The sequence below is a fragment of the Methanoculleus sp. genome (assembly GCF_036677455.1).
GTDB lineage: Archaea > Halobacteriota > Methanomicrobia > Methanomicrobiales > Methanoculleaceae > Methanoculleus.
The window spans coordinates 233,465-252,259 of record NZ_JAVBWL010000007.1 but is presented as its reverse complement, the minus strand read 5'-3'; the positions used below and the strand labels follow the sequence as shown (position 1 = coordinate 252,259).

The window sequence follows — 18,795 nt, the reverse complement described above, 5'->3', positions numbered from 1 at the left end:
ATGCACGGTGATGCGGCAGAACCGGTCTCGCTCAGGGACGCTATAACGGCGGCGGAGGTCTCCCGCCGGGAAAAGAAGAAGAACCCGGCGGTGGCCGCGGGGCTCTCGTTTCTCTTCAACGGCCTTGGCCAGGCCTACAACGGCCAGTTCGCACGGGGCGTCCTGGTGCTGTTCGGGAGCCTCTTCGGCCTCTTCCTCCTGATCGTGCCGGGCGTGGCAGTCTGGCTCTGGGGCGTCTACGATGCCTACCGGACGGCGAAAGGAATGAACGAGGGGCTCGTCCCCTACCAGGAGACGAGTCCGCTCGCGATCATTGCGTTCGTCGTCGTCTGGGCGGTGACGATCTTCGTACTCTCGGCAGCGTCGGCGATGCTGCTCGTCGCGATGGGGCTGCAGGGGATGGTGTAGGCAATGCGGCGAAAGGAGAAGGAGATCACCGACCCGGCCCTCCTCTCCGCGGTCCTCCGCGAGGTGTTCGTCTGCAGGATCGGGCTTGCCGACGGCGATGAGCCCTACGTGGTGCCGGTGAACTTCGTCTACGCCGAAAGAAGCCTTTACCTCCATTCGGCATGCGAGGGGAGAAAGATCGATATCCTCGCGCGGAACAACCGGGTCTGCTTTGAGGCCGAGACCGGCGTGGAACTCGTGCGTGCCGAGAGGGCCTGCGACTTTTCGATGCGGTATATCTCCGTCATCGGGACCGGCACGGCGTCGTTCGTCACGAACCCGGGCGAGAAGAGCCGGGTCCTCGACCGGTTCATGGAGAAGTACGCCGGGGGCGGGGACTGGTCCTATCCCGGGGCGGCGCTCCGGGGGGTGGTCGTGATCCGCGTCGACGTGGAGACACTGACCGGGGAATCGTCCGGCTATACGGGAGAGGAGGTGCGTCGCTTTCTTGCCGGGGAGCCGGAGGGGTCGTGAGCGGCCGGACGTCATTCATATGTCACGGGGCAGCATCCCGATATCCTCTAAATCACCCGATTTTCAGACTTGTTAGCACAATACGAAATATTCATATTACCCGATCGACAACAGAAAACCCATGTTGCGTATCCCGGCGAACCGTCTCTTCTGCATCGCCCTCCTGCTCATGATCGTCCCGGTCGCCGTGTCCGGCGCATCGGTCGCCCGGACGCTCTCTACGACCGAGCCGGGGGCCGGGGAGGTCTTCGAGGTCTCGCTCTCGCTCGAAGGGATGGCCCTCGGCGGGGTGGTCGAGACCCTGCCTGCCGGCTACGCCTTCGCGGGGACCGACCACCCTGACGACCGGGTCCTCGTCCGGGGGCAGCAGGCCGGGTTTGCGGTGATGAACGAGACCCGGATCACCTACTCTGTCCGGGCCCCGGCAACCGGGAGCGGGGATCTCACCGGGACATGGGAGGACTTCCTCGGTGAGTCTGACGGCGCCGTCGCTGCCTCGCACGTCGCGGTGGACGGCATCGAGACCGTGGCGGAGAGCGGCGGAGCGTATCCCGCCCTCCCCGCGGCGCAGGAGGCCGCCTCACCGTTTGCGGCCGGAGCGGCGGTCGCCGGCCTCCTCATCGCGGCAGGGTGGGGTGGTCGCCGATGAGACGCTGGCCCCTCCTCGCCTTCGCGCTCCTCCTCCTGCTCGTCGCCGCCCCGGCGGCGGCAGAGAGTATCCCCGGCGACGCCGACGGCGACGGATTGCTCACTTCCGCAGAGTATGTCGGTGCAGCGCTCACCTACCTCGATTCGGCCTATATGGGCGGGGCGGGAGACCTCAGCCGGACCGATGTCCGGGACGCCGCCTGGGTCTACACCCACTGGGACGGGAAACCCCTCGAAGTCACCGACTCGACCGGGCAGACGGTGACCCTCTACCGTCCCCTGCGCCGGGTGGTGACCTTCAGCGGCGAGTCCCTTGAGACGCTGCGCTCGATAGGGTTTGATATGGAAAACGTCGTCGCCGTCGATAAATACAGCCACGGAAAGGAGACTTTCTTCCCCGAGTGCCGGGGTACGGTAAACGTCGGGTCGATCTGGTCCCCCGATATGGAGAAGGTTCTCACCGTCCGGCCGGACGCCGTCTTCCTCTACGCGACGATCAGCACCGCGGCATGCGACGATATCCAGAAGCGGCTCGAGGCGAGCAGCCCCGGCGTTCGGGTCTTCCGGTTCGACTGCTTCAAGCCCGCGACCTACCCGGGCGAGATCCGCACGATCGCCACGATCGCCGGCCGCGAGGACGAAGGCGAAGCGTTTGCGTCCTTCTACGAATCGACGATGGACCGGATCCGGGACGGCACGGCCGATATCCCGGACGATGAGAAGACCCGGGTCTACTTCGAGTACTGGTTCGATTACACGACTGTTGCGGCCAGTGCGGGGTACAACGAGAAGACCCGGATAGCCGGCGGAATGAACCCCTTCGCCACCGGGACCGCCGAGTATCCCGTCGTCGACCCCGAGGCAATCCTCGTCGCGGACCCGGAGGTCATCGTGAAACTGGCCGGGCAGGGCCTGGCCGCCGGCGGGTATGCCGGGCACGACATCGCCGCGCTCGACGCCACCCGGGCTGGCATGCTCGGCCGGCCCGGCTGGTCGGGCATCTCTGCGGTGAAGGACGACCGCGTCCACGTCATCCACTCCGACATCCTCGGCGGCGCCCAGCACTTCATCGGGACCGCCTATCTCGCGAAGTGGTTCTACCCCGACCGGTTCGCCGATCTCGACCCGCACGCCATCCACCAGCGATACCTCACCGAGTTCCAGGGTATCGACTTCGACCTCGCGTCGGAGGGGACGTTCGTCTACCCATGACCGGTGGAGCCATGGAACAGAACGTCGTCATCCAGACCGGGTATGCCCGGCTGAAGAAGACCCGGGCCCTCTTCATCGGCGGCCTCCTTGCCGCCCTCCTCATCCTCATCGGCGTCGCGGTCACGCTCGGGTCCGCCGACTTCACCGTGGGCGAGTCCTACCTCGCGATCCTGGCCGGCCTCTTCCCCGGGGTCTTCAGCGCCCCGGATCTCACGAAGACCATCATCTGGGACTACCGTCTCCACCGGGTGCTCTTCGCGGTCCTGGCCGGGTTCGGACTCGCTATAGCGGGCTCGGTGATGCAGGGCATCCTCCGGAACCCGCTCGCGAGCCCGTTCACCCTCGGGATCGCCTCGGCCGCCACCACCGGCGCCTCGATCGCGATCGTCCTCGGTGCCGGGGTCGTCGGTGGGGAATACCTCGTCATCGCGAACGCCTTCCTCTTCGCCCTGCTTGCCGCGCTCGCCATCTACGGGATGGCCCGCTACCGGGGGATCGGCTCTGAGACGATGGTCCTTGCCGGTATCGCCGTCATGTACCTCTTCTCGGCGGTGACGTCGCTCCTCCAGTACGTCGGCAGCGCAGAGCAGCTCCAGGCGGTGGTCTTCTGGACGTTCGGCTCGGTCGACAAGTCTACCTGGCCGAAACTCGGGATCGTCAGTCTCGTCCTCGCCTGCACCGTCCCCTACCTCCTCTACCGGGCCTGGGACCTCAACGCCCTCGCCGAAGGGGACGAGGTGGCGGCCAGTCTCGGGGTGCCCGTGGAGCGTTCGATGATCCTCTTCATGGTGATCGCCTCCCTGATCACCGCGGTGATCATCTGCTTCACCGGAACGATTGGGTTTATCGGGCTCGTCGCCCCGCACATCACCCGGATGGTCATCGGCGGGGATTTCCGCACGCTTCTCCCGGCTTCCGGCCTCGTGGGGGCGCTTCTCCTTCTTGCCGCCGACAGCATCGCGCGGAGCGTCCTTGCGCCGCAGATCCTCCCCGTCGGGATCGTGACCGCGTTCCTCGGCGTGCCGTTCTTCATCTACCTCTTTCTCCGGCGGAGGGATGCCTGATGACATCGCGGCTCTCGGTCGAAGACCTCTCGTTTGCCTACCGTGACCGGGAGGTGCTTCGTGGGATCACCTTCCCGGTCGCCGCCGGCGAGGTCCTCGGCCTCGTCGGGCCGAATGGGTGCGGGAAGACGACCCTCATCCGGTGTGTCGACGGCATGCTCACTCCGCGGGGGGGAAGAGTGCTTCTTTCGGGCCGGGAGATCCGCACGATGCACCGCCGCGAGGTCGCCCGGGCGATGGCCTACGTGCCGCAGTCGGCCGGGAACCATACGTCGTCGACGGTCTTTGAGACGGTTCTGATGGGGAGGCGGCCGTACCTGAACTGGACGGTGAGTCCTGAGGACGAGGAGAAGGTGGCGGAGGCGCTCGACCTCCTCGACCTCCGGGGCCTCGCCCTCCGGCAGGTCGGACAGCTCTCTGGCGGGGAGCGCCAGCGGGTGATGATCGCCCGGGCGCTTGTGCAGGAGACCGGGGTGATCCTCCTCGACGAACCGACGAGCAACCTGGATGTCTGCCACCAGATGGCCGCCATGGAGGTCCTCTCCGGGCTTGCTGAAGAGAGGGGGCTTGCCGTCGTCATCGCGCTCCATGACCTGAACCTCGCCGCCACCTACTGCCACCGCCTGCTCGTTCTCTCGGCCGGGTCGGTCTACGGCTACGGGGCGCCGGAAGAGGTGCTCACGGAGGAGATGCTCCGGACAGTCTACGGCATCAAGGCGGTCGTCAAACGGGACCTTTCGGCACCCTACATGGTCCCGGTCCGGTCAGGAAGGCTGGGGGAGGGGGTATAAGACCCCCTCTCATCCCTTCAGGATCGATAATGCTTTTTTTGATTCCATGACCGGGTGCATCTCCCCGTAGCCGAGGTCGCCCCAGGGAAGACTGAGCCTCATGAGGGCGACGGGATCGTCCGTCTCGATCAGCCGGAAGACCGTGTTCCCCACGAGGTCGACCCACTCGTTGATCACGGTCACCCCTTCCGGTATCTCCTCCCTGGCCCGCGCCTCCATGATCTCGGCCGTCTTCCCGGGCTCCCAGGTGAATATGTTTATGAACTGCATGCTCCTCCCCCCTCGTTGCCGCATCCCGACACACCAGGATAGACGGTCGACGTCATGATTCCGAAGTATAAAAATCTTGTGCAGGGCGGACCTACGCCGACCGCTCCTTCACGGCGGCACCGATGAACATGGCGGTGACGGCGGAGATCACGAGGAGCACGATCATGTTCTGGTCGGCCGTGCCCACGACCACGACGAGAAGGATGGCGGTCAGGGGTGCCCCGAGCGCCAGGGTGATGGCGGCGACCTCGATACAGAGCACGAAGATAGAGACCGGTATGCCCGGAAAGAGCAGGTTCAGGGCGAGCCCTACAAGCGTGGACGAGAAGATGACCGGGAAGATCGGGCCGCCGAGATACCCGCTCTTAAACGAGAGCGCAAGCAGGAGGATCTTCAGGATTGCCATGAAAAGAAGCATTTCAACCCCGAACCGGGCAGGGTCGGCGAGGATCCCGCCGATCTGTCCCTCCCCGGAGAAGAGTATTTCAGGGATGAAGTAGCCGATGCACGCGATGATCACCCCTGCGGCGAGGACCCTGAGGATGACCGCATCCCCAAACACCCTCTCCATGACCGATCCTGCGGCCTGCATGGAGAGCCCCATAAAGACCGCGAGCAGCGCCCCGAGGATGCCGAGGGCGACCGCGTAGAGGATGTAGGCGAGGTTCAGTCCGCCGATCGGCTCAAACGGGATGCTCCGGGCGAACGAGGGGAGCCCGAGGAGCAGGTAGAAGAGGTAGCCGATGGTGCCGGCGAGCAGGTTCCAGGTGAGGAGCCGGAAGGCGTCCTTACTGCCGCCGACCTGGAACTCGGTGGCGAATATCCCCGTGAAGAGGACGTTACCGACGATGCCGTTGAAGGCCGAGGCGAGGGCTGCGACGTCAAACCCGAGTGCGGCGGCCGGGGAGCCGATCTTCAGTCTATCCCGGGTGTAGGACGATATGTAGCCGATGAGGACGGTGATGACCCCTTCGGGGCCGACGCTTGCCCCGGAGAGGAGAGAGAAGAGCGAAGAGAGGAAGGCGCCGGGGAAGGTCCGATAGTCAGGTTTCTCACCCCCGCCCTTGAGCGACTCCGTGAACCCGCCGTGGATCACGGTCGGTGCGCGGAGGTATCTCCGGCAGAGGCCGACAAGGAGCGAGAACGTGAGGACACCGACGGGGATCGCCCAGCGGGGTGGTTTCAGGACGCCCTCCTCGAACCAGATGAGGTGGTTGAGCAGCCCGTAGATCTCCAGGTAGACGACGGTGAAGACAATGGCGACTATGGCGATGAGGACGACCTGCCATAGCCTGAGAGTTCCACCATCGGCCGGCGTTTCGCGCGGCGCCGGACCGCCTGCGGATGCGGGTATGGGAGGCACGATGCCGCCAGTTCATCCTTTTGCGTAATCATCCTTGCGGTTGCCCCCCCGGCGCTCTGCCCTGGCGGCGAGGAGGCAGGCTCCCGAGCCTGCCGGAAAGAGATGTTGCCGCCCGGGAAACTCTCCCGTTTCGGATTATCTCCGCCTGGGCCGCGTCTCGACCCGCTCCGTCGTGACGACCTCCGGCGGCGGGGTTTCCGTTTGCTTCACGGCCTCCACCTCCTCCCGGCTCGGCGGCGTCATGGCCCCGGCCGACTGGATCAGGCCAAAGTCCGCTTCCCGGGGCCAGTTGTCCTCGTCGAAGCCCTGCTCGTCGTCCAGCCGCTGTTTGTCGATGTTCACGACGAAGTTATCGTCCCCGGGACGGTAGATCACGGCCTCTGGCGGGACGGCGAATCGCTTTGCCCCCACACCGAGCATGCCCCCATACTTGAGCACCAGGTACTGCACCTTTCCCTCGGGGAAGGAGATTCGCATGTCCGATATCCCCCCGAGGTCGTCTCCCTGCGGGTTGATCACTTTTTTATCCAGGATATCGTCGGCCGACATAAACCACTCTTCCCCGGCTGTCCGTGTCCTGCGTTCCAGAACTACCTCTGAACGTTCCTGCATCTTCTTCATCTCCATCGCCTCCTGAGATCCGGATGGGTACCCCCGCCTCAGGTGGCGTGCAGTGAGTGCCGGGCCTCCTTAAAATGATTGTGCCCGTACGCAACAGATTCACCGAATCCGACCCTGCCTGATAGGGAGCAGGTGAACTCCTGAGGCCTTTTTCGAGAAGGTTAGTGCTTATTTGTTGAAAGGGGCCTGCTGCGGACTCAGGAACAAATGGATGGGATTATGTACTGCGTGCGTTAATCCCCTCTTCATGGAGCCTACTGTCAGACTGGATCTCACCACGATCCTCGAGGCAACAGGCGAGTTGCAACACTTTCTCGACCTGGGCGCTGCCCGCCTGCGGGCGAAAGGGCCGTTATCGGAAGAAGCATCCGAGGAGTTGATCTTCTCGCTGGCCGACGAACTTGAGGACCACCTCCGGGAGATGCGCAGTCGGCAGGGGTCCGCCAGCATCAGCGACCTCCGGACCTGGACCCGGGCCTGGATCGACGAGCGGCAGGAGGCGGGTCCGGAGGGACCTCGTAGAACCGCACCGTGACGAGGGCGGCTTCCCGACCCCATGATTTATCAGCCCCTGCGCCAATGCGGCCCCGATGCCTCACTTCGACCTCTTCTTCAAGACCGAAGCACTGCGGCAGAGGCTTGAACCGCACCTGCGGCTCATCCCGCCGCTCTTTGAGTTCACGGTTCGGACCGGCACCCCGGAAGTCCGCTACTTCGACCAGAAGGACCCGATGTGGAAAGGGTTCCCCTTCCCGGTCCCCGATGGGACCGTCTATGTCTTCGATGATGCGATCCCCGCCCGCGCCCTCGGGGGCGGGATGCAGAACCGAGCGAGCATCCGCGTCACGCGCGAGGATACGGATGATGAGGCGCTCATCCTCCGGATCTGGCACGAAATCCTGCACGCGATCGGGCAACCGGCAGATGATATGGCCAGACGGGCGGGCGAGTGGCAGAGTCTCTCCGAACGGGTGATGTGGGCAGCCTGGCAGTCGATCTCCCGGCCGGTCGACGTGCCGTTCTGGCACCGGAAGTTCTATTCGTGGCTGACGGAGCGGGCGGCGAGCGGGGCGGGAGGAAGGTAGATCCGCGGGCTCGCCGCCCCGGCGCTTCCGGAGGGGTGGGCGGCCGGAACGCGGCTATCGGGAACCAGCCTGCCGGCAAATCCTATATGCAGGCGAAACCAACCTAGAAGAATGAGATCTATCGCGATTTCATTCACAGTCATGCTTCTTCTTGGCCTGTCGCTGATCTCGGCCGGTTGCATGCAGAGCGGGTCCGGTGCCGCTCTCTCGACACCGGAGAACACCACCGTACCGGAGGTGCAGTACACCTCGAACGAGACGCTCGTCGCCTTCGTCGAGAGCGCGGTTGCCTATGTGAAAGAGAACGGCAAAGAGGCCGCACTTGCCGAGTTCAACGACCCGAACGGGTCATTCGTTCAAGGCGAGCTCTACATCTACGCGTACGACTTCAACGGCACCACCCTCGCCCACCCGGTCAACCCGGAGAAGGTCGGCGTCAACCGCTTAAACGAGACCGAGGGGGGCGTGGGGATCTTCCTTGCGGAGATGAACGATGCGGTCAGGAACGGGGACGGTTTCCACCGGATCGCATACATCAACCCCACGCGTGACCGGACGCTTGAGTCGAAACTAGCGTACGCGGTGCAGGTGGATGAGGACTGGTGGCTTGGCTCCGGAATATACACGGGACCCCTCGATCTGCCTGCGGCGGCCCTCGCCGGTTATCCGGAGATGATCGGGACCTGGAGAGCGGACGACGGAGCCGTGTACTTCCTGAACGAGACGGTCGAGAAGGTGCCCGCCGGCGAGAACACGTGGGTGGTCACCGCGCAGGACGGCCGGGTCATCAACGGGTTCAAGGTCTTCTCCCTGCCGGACGGAACGGTGAAGAACCAGACGTTTGTAGGCATATTTGATCCCAACAAAGAGACCATATCGTTCATCGACCAGCCGGGAGGGTGGGCGACGGGGTCCCTGGCCGATCCGGATACCCTCTTCATCGCCTGGACGAACCCGGGCGGTGATACGGCAACGGTGGCGGGCGCCCTGACCCTGCACCGGGACAATACCGCATAATATCCTCTAATTTTTGGTACAGCAAACCCGGGACCGGGCCCTTCAAAGTCTCCCTGTGGATACACCGTTCAGGTCTTCCCGCGTGCTCTCTATCGGGACGGCGGAGATCCCATCTCTTCATCCGGGCCCTCCGGCAGGATTGCACCGGATCTTCGATTCTCTGCATACTTCATTCTCTGTCCTCTCCAATATCGGACGTAATGCCCGAGCAAGCCCAAATTCCCGTAACGCTTCATTTATCCGGATTTTTCGGGAGTTTTCCCGCAATAGGCGGTGATACATTTCGAAATCCTCAAAATGCCGGAAGAAAATCTGTACTGGTTGACGGATGACCCTTGAACTCCTGATTATCCTGCTGTACCTCGCATCGATGCTTGCCATCGGTTTCATCGTCCAGCGCCGCGGCGGCGTCGAGACGTCGAAGGGGTACCTGGTCGCCAACAGAAATGTCGGCCCCCTCCTCATCGGCGGGACGCTGTTTGCCACATTCTGGGGCGGCGGGACGCTTCTTGGCGGCTCCGGTGCGGCCTACGGGGGGCACCTGCTCGCCACCATCGCGGACCCGTGGGCCTCGGGTATCACGCTCCTTCTGATGGCGGCCTTCTTCGTGACCATCTTGCGGCAGATGAAGATCGCGTCTCTCAGCGAGATGTATTACCTGCGGTACGGGGCGCGGGGAGCATATCTCGCCTCCTTCCTCTCCGTCCCCACGCTCATCTTCTGGACCTCGGTGCAGATCCTCGCCATCAGCAAGATCCTCACCGTCCTCGTCGGCCTTCCCGGCAACGAGAGCGCCTTCGTCGCGGGGCTGATCGTGATCACCTACACCTACCTCGGCGGCATGCTCGCCGTCATCATCACCGACAACATCCAGATGGTGCTCATCCTTCTCGGGCTCGTCGTCCTGATACCGACGGGCGTCGCATACGCCGGCGGGATGGATGTGATCGCGGCAAACACCCCGACCGACTTCTGGTCGATGCTCCCCAGCAACAACTCTCCGAGCGGCCTCGGCTGGACGGTCACCGGCGTCATGGCCTGGCTTGCCGCGTGGTGCGGCATGGGGCTCGGCAGCCTCGCGTCGCTCGACATCTCGCAGCGGGTCTTCTGCGTCCGTGACGACCGGACGGCAAGAAGAGGCCTTTTCCTCGGCGCCATACTGTACTGGGTTGCCGGCATCGGTCCGATCTTCATCGGCCTGCTCGGGATCGTGATGGTCAGCACCGGCCTGATCGACGGGGCTATTCTTGCCGAGGACCCCGAACTGCTCGTGCCTTTCCTTGCAAAGACGCTGCTCCCTCCCTGGATGATGGCCATCTTCATCGCTTCCCTGATGGCGGCGATCATGTCCACGGCGAGCTCCGCGATCTTCGCGGCGGCCGCTGCGATCTCGACCGTCTTCCTTCGCGGCTCGGTCTCCGACGGCGTCACGGACAATAAAGCCGTGCTACGGCTCACCCGATCGCTCGTCGTCGGTATCGGACTCTTCAGCATCGGGATCAGTTTCGTTGCGCCCGGCCTCTACGACCTGATGATCTTCGGGTTCACCCTGCTCTTCGCCTGCCTCTTCTGGGCGCTCGTCTGCGGGCTCTTCTGGAAGCGGGCGAACGCACCCGGCGCCATCGCCTCGATGGCGGGCGGCTTCCTCACGACGATCGCGGGAGCCGTCATCCTCTCGGTGCAGCGGGGAACGCTGACCCTCGTCCCTCCGGACAACGAGTGGACGATCTTCTTCACCTTCGGCCCGACGCTCGTCTCCGGGAGCGCGATGTATGTCGTCTCGATGCTGACGCAGAAGACGCATCCGCCCGTCCCGCTGAAGGATACGGACGGTGCCGTCCTCAAATGGCCGGAACTCGAGACGACGGGCGTCGTGACGGAGAGGGGGTATCCTGTGGCCGTTGCCCCGGCGGCGGCCGGCGAGGAGGAGTGAGGGTTTTTTCCTCGCTTTGTGGCCGCGACGATACCAAAACCCTTATTTTCGCAAATGCGGTACGCTCTCTGTGAAACACCTTCTCGTGACCCTTCTCCTGATCGCCTGTCTCGGAGCCGCCGGGTGCTCCGCCCCCGCCGGGACGGTGGTCCCCGATGCCGTATCGCAGGCCCCGGACGATGGATTCGCCCTCAACGAGTCCGTCCGGCCGGGCGACGACTTCTACGCTTACGTGAACGATGCATGGATTGCAGAGCACCCCATTCCGGCCGACAAACAGTATTACACGACCCTCACTGAGATCCAGGACCGGGTGGACGACGATCTCCATGCTCTTCTTCTGAACGCTTCGGCCCTCACGGCGCAGGACGCGAACCGGAACACGGCCCTCATCGGGCAGTTCTACCGATCCGCAATGGATACCGGGACGATCGAGCAGGAAGGGCTTGACGGGCTCTCCGAACTTCTTTCGGCGATCGATGCGATCGATTCCCGTACCGATCTGGCCGAAACCACGATCGTTCTCCTGGAAGAAGGGTTTTTTCCGGTATACTTCTACGGGGCGGGAGCCAACCCCGAGAACAGCACCGAGATGGTCCCCTACCTCTACCAGGGGGGGCTCGGCCTGCCGGACCGGGATTACTACCTCCGGAACGACACGGAGAGCCTCGAGATACAGGAGGCCTACCGGGAGCACATAGCCCGGGTGCTGGCGCTCGGCGGCGAACCGGACGAACAGGCTCGCGCCGGCGCGGACACTGTCTATGCGATGGAAGTGGCCCTTGCCGCGGCCCATCTCAGCGCGGTGGAGAACCGCGACCTGCAGAAGACCACGAACGTCTATACGCTTGCCGAACTCGAGGAGCGGTATCCCGCGATCGGGTGGGAGACCCTTGCCGCCATCCCGGGCTCCGGGCCGGTGAGCCGGGTGCACGTCTACCAGCCGGGCTACGCGGAGGGGCTCGGTACCCTGCTCGAGAAGGCCCCGGTCGAGGACTGGAAGGTTTACCTGCGCTACCGGCTCATCGACCAGGCGTCCCCCTACCTCAACGCATCGTTTGAAGAGGAACATTTCGCCTTCTACGAGACGACGCTCAACGGCGTCCCGGAGATGAAACCGCGGTGGCAGCGCGTCGTCAATACGGAGAGCGAACTCCTCGGTGACCTGGTGGGCCAGGCATACGTCGCCGAATACGTGGACCCCCGGACCCGCGATATGGCGTCGGATATCTTCCACGCCATCCGGGAGACTTTCGATGAGCGGCTCGCAGACCTCACCTGGATGAGCGAACCGACGAAGGCCGCGGCCCGCGAGAAGCTTGCCGCCATGGGGGAGAAGATCGCGTATCCCGACCAACGGACCGACTACACCAATCTGAACCTCTCCAACTCGTACATGGGCAACGTCCGCGCTGCTGAGGCCCACTCCTTCATCCACGGGCCTGAAGGGCTTGAACGGATAGGCGGGCCGGTCGACCGGGGTGTCTGGTTTATGCCCCCGCAGACGGTCAACGCCTACTACGACCCGGCCAGAAACGAGATGGTCTTCCCTGCGGGTATCCTCCAGCCGCCGATCTTCGATCCCGATAGAGACCCCGCTTTCAACTACGCGGCTCTCGGCTGGGTGATCGGGCACGAGATGACGCACGGCTTCGACGACATGGGCCGGCAGTATGATAAGGACGGGAACCTGAAGGACTGGTGGACAAAAGAGGATGCCGCGAACTTCAATAACCAGACGGCGCTGCTCGTGGCCGAGTACGATGCGTTCGAGGCCCTCCCCGGCCTCTACGTCAACGGGAACCTCACCCTCGGCGAGAACATCGCCGACTTCGGGGGCCTGACGCTCGCCTACCACGCCTGGAAGAAGACGGAGAACCTCTCGGACGGCCCCGAAGCGGACCGGCGGTTCTTCCTCGCGGCGCCGCGTATCTGGAGTGCGAACGACCGGGAGGACTCACTCCGGAACCAGGTGCTGACCGATCCCCATTCCCCGAAGAAGTTCCGGACAAACGGTGTCCTCTTCAACATCCCGGAGTTCTATGAGGCATTCCCGGAGATCCAGCCCGGCGATGCGCTCTATCGGGAGGCCCGGGAGAGGCCGGTCATCTGGTGAAGAAACCCCTTTTTTATGAATAATGCCGGAGAAATGATGATCAATGAAACTGCCGTACGGGAACCTGTTCGGGAGGAAGAGTGTGGCAGAGAACCCGGTGATCTCGCCGGGCGAGTTCTCGCAGAAGCTTGCATACTCCCGGGCCGAGGCGGAGCAGATCCTCAAGACGGCAGAGGACGACCTCGCGACCCTGAAGGGGGTGAAGTGGAGTCTTCGTTATACGTCGCCCATCCTCGGAGCGGCGGTCCTGCTCAATCTGGGGCTTTTACTCGCGTATACCCGGGAGTATTACCTCTACTGGATCATGGCGTCCTTCATATTCCTGATGATCAATCCCTTCCTCCTCCTGCTCCCGACCAACACCGGCGACCTGAAGTCCTACGTCAGGTACTTCAACGATCTCAGGAACCGCGAGAGGAAGAGCCTTGAAGCGATCATCTCATGGGAGAGTCTCGAGAGGAGCGCCGCCGTCCCTGCCGATGCGATAGAGATGCTCAGACAACTCACAGAGCAGAGGAGCTCTCTCTATGAACTCGGCTGGAACCTCTTCTTCATCAACTGCCAGCCCCTCGCCCCGGGCTTTCTCGTGCTCTTTGCCCTCTCCTCGGTCTTCGCACTTCTCGGCTGGATCCTGAACGGCGCGTTCGCGCCGTACTCCGCTGTGATCGTCGTCATCCAGTCCGCCGCCATCATCGTCTTCTACGGCGCGATCGTGTATGTACAGCCGTATTCGCGCGGCTTCTTTGCAGGGATTCTCGGTATGCAGTCACGCATCAAAGAGCGATATAACGAGGCCTGGAGCCAGGGGCTGAAGTACGCGCTCACTGTTGCCGTCGTGACCACTGTTGCCGGGATCATCTCCATCGCGGCGATCGTCCTCCCCGGGATGACCTACGCCAGTTTCATATCAGCCGAGGCCGAGACCGAGCTCGGGGCCGGTATGTTTGCCCTCATCTTTCTGACGCAGACGATCATCGTGCGGCACCTCCAGGGAGATTACAGCCGGTCGCTCGTTCATTCCCTCCTATCGTCCCGGATCGAGACGATTCGCGAGGAGGTGCTCCCGGCCCTTGAAGACCTCGCATCGGCGTCGCGGAGCGGCGCCGTGACCCCCGGGATGGCAGAAGACCTCGAGAGGATAACCCTGGACATGGCCCGATGCCGGGCGCTCAAGATCGACTATGCGTCGCTCTTCGGTTACTTCCCTGTCTGTATGGTGACGCCGGACGTCGGTGCCATCATGCGTGTCACCGAGACGGTGGCTGGCGACCGCGGAAGGATCAGGGCCGGCGAGGCGGCGGCGTAATCCCCGGGGTCGATAGGGGACGCCGCGTCACGGCAGTTCGGGACGCGCGGCCGAATTGATCCTGGAACCAGGTGATGGTCCCGGATATCCTTTGTTCTCATGGTTTCCGGGAATGAGTGAAAAACGGAATTTTGGGTCTCCGCGCACCGTCTAATTCTTTGTGGAACTCGAGTTCTTTCCGATGTTAAGGTAGACGAATATGGTGCTGATTGCCGTGATGATATAGCCTACAAGCAGCGCGGAGATTATAGTTCCTTCCCCGAGGCCTTCCAGGGTACCAAAGGAAACATACGAGATCAATCCCGCAGTGCAGCAGAGTGTCGTGTCGAAGGCAATCTTCGTGTATCCAAATTTTTTGCCGGCTTTATCTGCAATGATCTTCACAATTGCATCGGCGGGATAGACGAACGTCTTTGAAGAGACCTCCAGGTAGACCCCGAGGGCCAGGGCGACGCAGCCGGCGAGCAGCGTGACGATCTGTCCGGCATACACGGTAGGCTCAACGAAGAAGAGCAGGTGCATGCTGAGATCGATCGAGGCGCCGAGGAGCAGGCCCACGAAGATCTGGAGGATCTGTATCTTCGGGAAATCCTTTCCAAGTATCAGTATCTCGAGGAGTAAGAAGAAGACGCCGAGTAAGAAGGCGAATGTACCGATAGAGATGGGAAATATCAGGCAGAGGACGTACGGGATGCTCGAGATCGGCGATGTCCCGAGGTATGACTTTGTGATGAGGCTTATGCCGAAGCCCATGAAGAAGAGTCCGGCGACCAGGAGGGCATATTGTTTAATTGTTGTTCTGGTGATCATGGTTAAAGGTTTATATAAATGGGATTTGCGCGACGATATAGGTTGGCGGTGTCGGAGCCTTCACGGGGCTGTATCGGCCGCCCGGTCGACTGGTGGGGATACCCTTCCCGGCGCAGTCCGCTCCGTGGGTGTATCTTGAGCCGATCACGCCCTCGCGAGCGGGCCTGCGCTCCGAGGGAACAGTTCCGGTCGTGGGGTGGAGAGCACGGGTAAAGGGGGTCACGAGCAGCGAGACCCGGGAGGCACCATGCCGTCGGTCTCATCGAGCGGACCGGGACTGCCCCCGGGCCGGCGGAGCACGATGATGAGGGAAGGGGTCCGATCGTCGTGCCGCCGGGGATGCATGCTACCGCATGGAGGGAATAAGATAAACGATCCCCGGACACAGATCTCCCATACATCCACCATGTCGACGGAGATAAAATCTTCACCCCTGAAGACCACAGCGGGGGACGAAGCAGATGCAATCGTGCAGATGGCCCGGCGAATGGCGGCCGCAATGACGAAGGGCGAACTCGGATTGATCCTCGCCGGGGAAGTCGGCCGCTACTCGCTCGGTGATCTCCAGATCCTCGGGGGAAGGTTATACGCGGAGATGATCCGGTTGCCCGAGCCTTACCGGAGCAAGGTCCGCCCCTACATCACCGAGCAGTTATTCGGCGCTCACCACCAGCTTCTCGCCATGCATCGTTCGGGCAGATTCCTCTCCATGACCGAACCGATAACCGATCGTGAAACGTTCCTTAAGTTCTGCGACATGATCTCCGACGGGTGCTTCCGGTATGATGAAACCACAGAACGGATCCCATTTCGTTTTACGCCCCGGCACCGAGCCTTTTACTACCTGATCTCGGCTTTTACGATGTTCGTGCTCGACCGGCCGGGCCATCCGGTGGGGACGCCGTTTCCGGGAGGGTTCCGGGTCGAGGAGCGTAACGGTTCATTCTACTGTCTCATCCGCGACCATGAAAAGGAGGTCCCGTTCTCGATCTGCAACTTCTGCCCTGCCCTGCAGACCGAGGACGGGTAACTCCGGATCTCCTGTGCAGATGCAATCGCCCCATCCCCAAATCTCGATCGAAACCGGAGCAGAGTTGATCCCTGTATGAACTCATCACCCGTCGTTGACAGCATCCTCTCGGCGCGTTACTTCCGGAGAGGAGAAAAGACGTTCGAAGACATCTGCCGCCGCGTAGCATCGGCACTTGCCGATGAAGAGGCCGAGAAAGCCGCCTTTTTTGAGGCGATGACTTCCCTGAGGTTTCTTCCGAACTCCCCCACCCTCATGAACGCCGGAACCGAACTCGGGCAGCTCTCCGCCTGCTTCACCCTTCCGGTCCCGGACTCCATCGAGGGGATATTCGACGCCATAAAACTGGGGGCGATCATCCACAAGACCGGTGGTGGAACCGGATACAACTTCTCCCATATCCGGCCGGAAGGCTCTCCTGTCCGGTCAACCGACGGGGTTGCGTCAGGGCCGGTGTCTTTCATGCGGGTCTTCAACGCGGCAACCGATGCCATCAAACAGGGGGGGCGCCGTCGCGGGGCAAACATGGGGATCCTCAACGTCTGGCATCCCGACATCTTACCGTTCATCGCCGCAAAGCAGACAGAGGGTGAGCTCTCCAACTTCAACATCTCCGTGATGGTGAACGATGAGTTCATGAACCTTGTAGCGGCGTGTCGGTTCGATGAGGTCTGGCTCACCCGCCCCTACTTGGGCGTAGCGGTTACGGTCGGCCGGATCTGGACCGCCATCGTCGAAGGAATCTGGAAGAATGGCGAGCCTGGGATCCTCTTCTACGATGAGATAAACCGGCACAATCCTACCCCGCAACTCGGTGAGATCGATACGACAAATCCGTGTGGTGAACAGCCGCTTCTCCCCTATGAGAGTTGTGTCCTCGGGAGTATCAACCTGGCCGCCTGCATACGCGGGGGAGCACTCGACGAAGAGATGCTCGCGAGCACCGCCCGTATGGCCGTTCGGTTCCTCGATAAGGTCATCGACAGGAACGTCTACCCGATACCGCAGATCGAGGAGGCGACGAAGAGAACCCGGAAGATCGGTCTCGGTGTTATGGGCGTCCACGATGCCCTGCTCATGCTTGGCCTTGCGTACGATTCTGCTGAGGGAAGGGGCTGGTGCGAGCATACCATGCAGTTCATAACCGAAACGGCAGTCGACGAGTCGCACCGGCTCGCGGGAGAGCGAGGGACGTTCCCCGGGTGGAAGGGGAGCGTCTGGAAGGATTGTCCTGTCCGCAACGCCTCGATGACGACCATTGCCCCTACGGGAACCATATCGCTTCTTGCGGGCTGCTCCAGCGGCATAGAGCCGGTCTTTTCGTTTGCATACACCCGGAAAAATACAGTGGGGAAGACATTCATCATCGTGAACCCGGTCTTCCGGGACGCTCTTGTCCGGACTCTCGCGGAGATGAATCTTACCGGAGACGAGCAGGCAGAGAAAGAAGACGAGGTCATCGCCCACGTTCATGAGACCGGGACGATCCAGGATCTGCTCTGGCTCCCGCAAGAGTTTCGTGCGCTGTTCAAGACGGCTTTCGACATCTCCTGGCGGGATCATGTGCGGATGCAGGCAGTCTTCCAGAAGCATGTCCATGCCTCGATCAGTAAGACGATCAACATGCCCGGCTCCGCCACAAAAAACGACTGCGAAGAGGCGCTCCTCATGGCGTGGAACCTCGGGCTGAAGGGCATCACCATCTACCGGACGGGGAGCCGGGAGACGGTTGTTCTCGCCCTCAAAGAGCCCGCGAAGGTGAACTGCATCTCTGCCATCGAAAACCCTTCATCCGAAGGCCACTCGTGTGCCGATGTCGTCGGGCGGTGCATCGATCTCCCGGCAAAAAATCAGAGCATCACCACGTTGCAGGACCGGGAGATCGAAAAGACCGGAGAACAGCGGCTTTGTCCCGAATGCCGCGAACCGCTTGACTTCGGCGAGGGATGCAACCAGGGGATCTGCAAGCATTGCGGCTGGAGTGGGTGCAGTTGATGTACGCTCCGCCTATGAAGATCTGCAATCAATGTGGGTATATAAATCGGGATCCGACACCCTCGGGTCGAGGGTGGGAAGCCCCGCCCGAGAGCGCGGGGTAGTTCACTCGAAGCCTTCTTGGTTGGTACAACGATACGGGGAGATTTATAAGAAAGAAAAAAGAAATAGAACCAGCCAGAGACGTAGCGAGGTAACACTGTATGCCGACGAGCAAGAAACAAATGGAGAAACTGAATAAAGCGAAGAAGGCCAAGGCAGAAGAACTCGCGCAGCAGGCGGCTGCGGGTAGCGAGGCCGCCAAGAAGAAACTGAAGAAACTCGAGAAGAAGATCAAGTGAGCCGCCCGGGTTTTTCAACTGTTTTTATTTTTAAGTGTTAATCGAACGAACATTCTCTACAAGCCGCACTAGACTCGTATTCTGTATGAATCTAGCCGTTCTAAAGAGTCTTTGAACCTTCGCTACACCCGGATCAGGGCACTCACCTCGGGGTATCTGAACGACATCTCGGACTGGATGAGTGAGACAGCTTTCTTGGACAACCTCATTCACATTGAACCTGATTTTATCGCTGGTGATGGATGCATACCCTACCTCCTCATTTATAGTGC

19 protein-coding genes are annotated in these 18,795 nt (G+C 62.0%); 15 read left to right on the top strand and 4 right to left on the bottom strand.

Annotated features, from left to right (window positions below):
* The 6 genes from V6K60_RS02800 to V6K60_RS02775 form a co-directional block, all read left to right on the top strand.
* Window positions 1-408 (top strand): hypothetical protein (locus V6K60_RS02800; protein WP_332448992.1); only part of this gene is annotated, 408 nt, incomplete at its 5' end.
* Window positions 409-411: 3 nt separating this feature from the next.
* The gene (locus tag V6K60_RS02795; RefSeq protein ID WP_332448991.1) at window positions 412-921 is read left to right on the top strand and encodes a pyridoxamine 5'-phosphate oxidase family protein; all 510 of its coding nucleotides are present in this window, start codon (window positions 412-414) and stop codon (window positions 919-921) included.
* Between the two features lie 121 nt (window positions 922-1,042).
* A complete protein-coding gene (locus tag V6K60_RS02790) occupies window positions 1,043-1,570 on the top strand; it encodes a hypothetical protein (RefSeq protein ID WP_332448990.1) in 528 nt (175 codons plus the stop codon).
* On the top strand, window positions 1,567-2,781 hold the full coding sequence (locus V6K60_RS02785; RefSeq protein WP_332448989.1) for an ABC transporter substrate-binding protein: 1,215 nt from the start codon (window positions 1,567-1,569) through the stop codon (window positions 2,779-2,781). The genes V6K60_RS02790 and V6K60_RS02785 overlap by 4 nt, the downstream gene beginning before the upstream one ends.
* Window positions 2,782-2,792: 11 nt before the next feature.
* Complete coding sequence (locus tag V6K60_RS02780; protein ID WP_332448988.1) at window positions 2,793-3,845, top strand: FecCD family ABC transporter permease; 1,053 nt, start codon at window positions 2,793-2,795, stop codon at window positions 3,843-3,845.
* A complete protein-coding gene (locus V6K60_RS02775) occupies window positions 3,845-4,636 on the top strand; it encodes an ABC transporter ATP-binding protein (protein ID WP_332448987.1) in 792 nt (263 codons plus the stop codon). The genes V6K60_RS02780 and V6K60_RS02775 overlap by 1 nt, the downstream gene beginning before the upstream one ends.
* Before the next feature lie 9 nt (window positions 4,637-4,645).
* Here the strand turns inward: V6K60_RS02775 and V6K60_RS02770 are convergent, their stop codons facing one another.
* The 3 genes from V6K60_RS02770 to V6K60_RS02760 all read right to left on the bottom strand — a co-directional run bounded on the left by V6K60_RS02770 (window position 4,646) and on the right by V6K60_RS02760 (window position 6,890).
* Window positions 4,646-4,906, bottom strand: a complete 261-nt coding sequence (locus tag V6K60_RS02770) for a DUF3303 domain-containing protein (protein ID WP_332448986.1) — start codon at window positions 4,904-4,906, stop codon at window positions 4,646-4,648.
* Between the two features lie 91 nt (window positions 4,907-4,997).
* Window positions 4,998-6,269: a chloride channel protein gene (locus V6K60_RS02765; RefSeq protein ID WP_332448985.1), complete on the bottom strand. Its 1,272-nt coding sequence runs from the start codon at window positions 6,267-6,269 to the stop codon at window positions 4,998-5,000.
* 135 nt (window positions 6,270-6,404) lie between these two features.
* Window positions 6,405-6,890 (bottom strand): PRC-barrel domain-containing protein, encoded by a 486-nt coding sequence (locus V6K60_RS02760; RefSeq protein ID WP_332448984.1) that lies wholly within the window; start codon window positions 6,888-6,890, stop codon window positions 6,405-6,407.
* 247 nt (window positions 6,891-7,137) lie between these two features.
* Between V6K60_RS02760 and V6K60_RS02755 the strand changes: the two genes are divergently transcribed.
* From V6K60_RS02755 to V6K60_RS02730, 6 genes are all read left to right on the top strand, one after another.
* The gene (locus tag V6K60_RS02755; protein WP_332448983.1) at window positions 7,138-7,425 is read left to right on the top strand and encodes a hypothetical protein; all 288 of its coding nucleotides are present in this window, start codon (window positions 7,138-7,140) and stop codon (window positions 7,423-7,425) included.
* 55 nt (window positions 7,426-7,480) lie between these two features.
* Window positions 7,481-7,975: a hypothetical protein gene (locus tag V6K60_RS02750; protein WP_332448982.1), complete on the top strand. Its 495-nt coding sequence runs from the start codon at window positions 7,481-7,483 to the stop codon at window positions 7,973-7,975.
* A 111-nt stretch (window positions 7,976-8,086) separates the two neighbouring features.
* Entirely contained in the window at window positions 8,087-8,992 is a 906-nt protein-coding gene (locus tag V6K60_RS02745; protein ID WP_332448981.1) for a cache domain-containing protein, read from the top strand.
* 328 nt (window positions 8,993-9,320) lie between these two features.
* Window positions 9,321-10,925 carry a sodium:solute symporter family protein gene (locus tag V6K60_RS02740; protein ID WP_332448980.1) on the top strand — a complete coding sequence of 535 codons (1,605 nt, stop codon included), beginning with the start codon at window positions 9,321-9,323 and terminating at the stop codon, window positions 10,923-10,925.
* A 70-nt stretch (window positions 10,926-10,995) separates the two neighbouring features.
* Window positions 10,996-13,041, top strand: a complete 2,046-nt coding sequence (locus V6K60_RS02735; protein WP_332448979.1) for a M13 family metallopeptidase — start codon at window positions 10,996-10,998, stop codon at window positions 13,039-13,041.
* A 43-nt stretch (window positions 13,042-13,084) separates the two neighbouring features.
* Window positions 13,085-14,347 (top strand): hypothetical protein, encoded by a 1,263-nt coding sequence (locus tag V6K60_RS02730; protein ID WP_332448978.1) that lies wholly within the window; start codon window positions 13,085-13,087, stop codon window positions 14,345-14,347.
* A 150-nt stretch (window positions 14,348-14,497) separates the two neighbouring features.
* Here V6K60_RS02730 and V6K60_RS02725 read toward each other — a convergent pair whose 3' ends face one another.
* The gene (locus V6K60_RS02725) at window positions 14,498-15,157 is read right to left on the bottom strand and encodes a YczE/YyaS/YitT family protein (RefSeq protein ID WP_332448977.1); all 660 of its coding nucleotides are present in this window, start codon (window positions 15,155-15,157) and stop codon (window positions 14,498-14,500) included.
* A gap of 406 nt (window positions 15,158-15,563) precedes the next feature.
* On the opposite strand from V6K60_RS02725, the gene V6K60_RS02720 reads away from it, so the two are divergent.
* The 3 genes from V6K60_RS02720 (at window position 15,564) to V6K60_RS02710 (ending at window position 18,523) form a co-directional block, all read left to right on the top strand.
* Window positions 15,564-16,187, top strand: a complete 624-nt coding sequence (locus tag V6K60_RS02720; protein ID WP_332448976.1) for a DUF2115 domain-containing protein — start codon at window positions 15,564-15,566, stop codon at window positions 16,185-16,187.
* Window positions 16,188-16,262: 75 nt separating this feature from the next.
* Complete coding sequence (locus tag V6K60_RS02715; RefSeq protein ID WP_332448975.1) at window positions 16,263-18,182, top strand: adenosylcobalamin-dependent ribonucleoside-diphosphate reductase; 1,920 nt, start codon at window positions 16,263-16,265, stop codon at window positions 18,180-18,182.
* A 203-nt stretch (window positions 18,183-18,385) separates the two neighbouring features.
* Window positions 18,386-18,523, top strand: coding sequence for a hypothetical protein (locus tag V6K60_RS02710; protein ID WP_332448974.1), 138 nt, complete (start codon window positions 18,386-18,388; stop codon window positions 18,521-18,523).
* Window positions 18,524-18,795 lie beyond the last annotated feature (272 nt).

Excerpts from the sequence above, each read along its gene's own strand:
- V6K60_RS02795 (WP_332448991.1), top strand. The coding sequence starts at position 412 with ATGCGGCGAAAGGAGAAGGAGATCACCGACCCGGCCCTCCTCTCCGCG.
- V6K60_RS02790 (WP_332448990.1), top strand. The coding sequence starts at position 1,043 with ATGTTGCGTATCCCGGCGAACCGTCTCTTCTGCATCGCCCTCCTGCTC.
- V6K60_RS02785 (WP_332448989.1), top strand. The coding sequence starts at position 1,567 with ATGAGACGCTGGCCCCTCCTCGCCTTCGCGCTCCTCCTCCTGCTCGTC.
- V6K60_RS02780 (WP_332448988.1), top strand. The coding sequence starts at position 2,793 with ATGGAACAGAACGTCGTCATCCAGACCGGGTATGCCCGGCTGAAGAAG.
- V6K60_RS02775 (WP_332448987.1), top strand. The coding sequence starts at position 3,845 with ATGACATCGCGGCTCTCGGTCGAAGACCTCTCGTTTGCCTACCGTGAC.
- V6K60_RS02770 (WP_332448986.1), bottom strand. The coding sequence starts at position 4,906 with ATGCAGTTCATAAACATATTCACCTGGGAGCCCGGGAAGACGGCCGAG.
- V6K60_RS02760 (WP_332448984.1), bottom strand. The coding sequence starts at position 6,890 with ATGAAGAAGATGCAGGAACGTTCAGAGGTAGTTCTGGAACGCAGGACA.
- V6K60_RS02755 (WP_332448983.1), top strand. The coding sequence starts at position 7,138 with ATGGAGCCTACTGTCAGACTGGATCTCACCACGATCCTCGAGGCAACA.
- V6K60_RS02750 (WP_332448982.1), top strand. The coding sequence starts at position 7,481 with ATGCCTCACTTCGACCTCTTCTTCAAGACCGAAGCACTGCGGCAGAGG.
- V6K60_RS02745 (WP_332448981.1), top strand. The coding sequence starts at position 8,087 with ATGAGATCTATCGCGATTTCATTCACAGTCATGCTTCTTCTTGGCCTG.
- V6K60_RS02740 (WP_332448980.1), top strand. The coding sequence starts at position 9,321 with ATGACCCTTGAACTCCTGATTATCCTGCTGTACCTCGCATCGATGCTT.
- V6K60_RS02730 (WP_332448978.1), top strand. The coding sequence starts at position 13,085 with ATGAAACTGCCGTACGGGAACCTGTTCGGGAGGAAGAGTGTGGCAGAG.
- V6K60_RS02725 (WP_332448977.1), bottom strand. The coding sequence starts at position 15,157 with ATGATCACCAGAACAACAATTAAACAATATGCCCTCCTGGTCGCCGGA.
- V6K60_RS02720 (WP_332448976.1), top strand. The coding sequence starts at position 15,564 with ATGTCGACGGAGATAAAATCTTCACCCCTGAAGACCACAGCGGGGGAC.
- V6K60_RS02715 (WP_332448975.1), top strand. The coding sequence starts at position 16,263 with ATGAACTCATCACCCGTCGTTGACAGCATCCTCTCGGCGCGTTACTTC.
- V6K60_RS02710 (WP_332448974.1), top strand. The coding sequence starts at position 18,386 with ATGCCGACGAGCAAGAAACAAATGGAGAAACTGAATAAAGCGAAGAAG.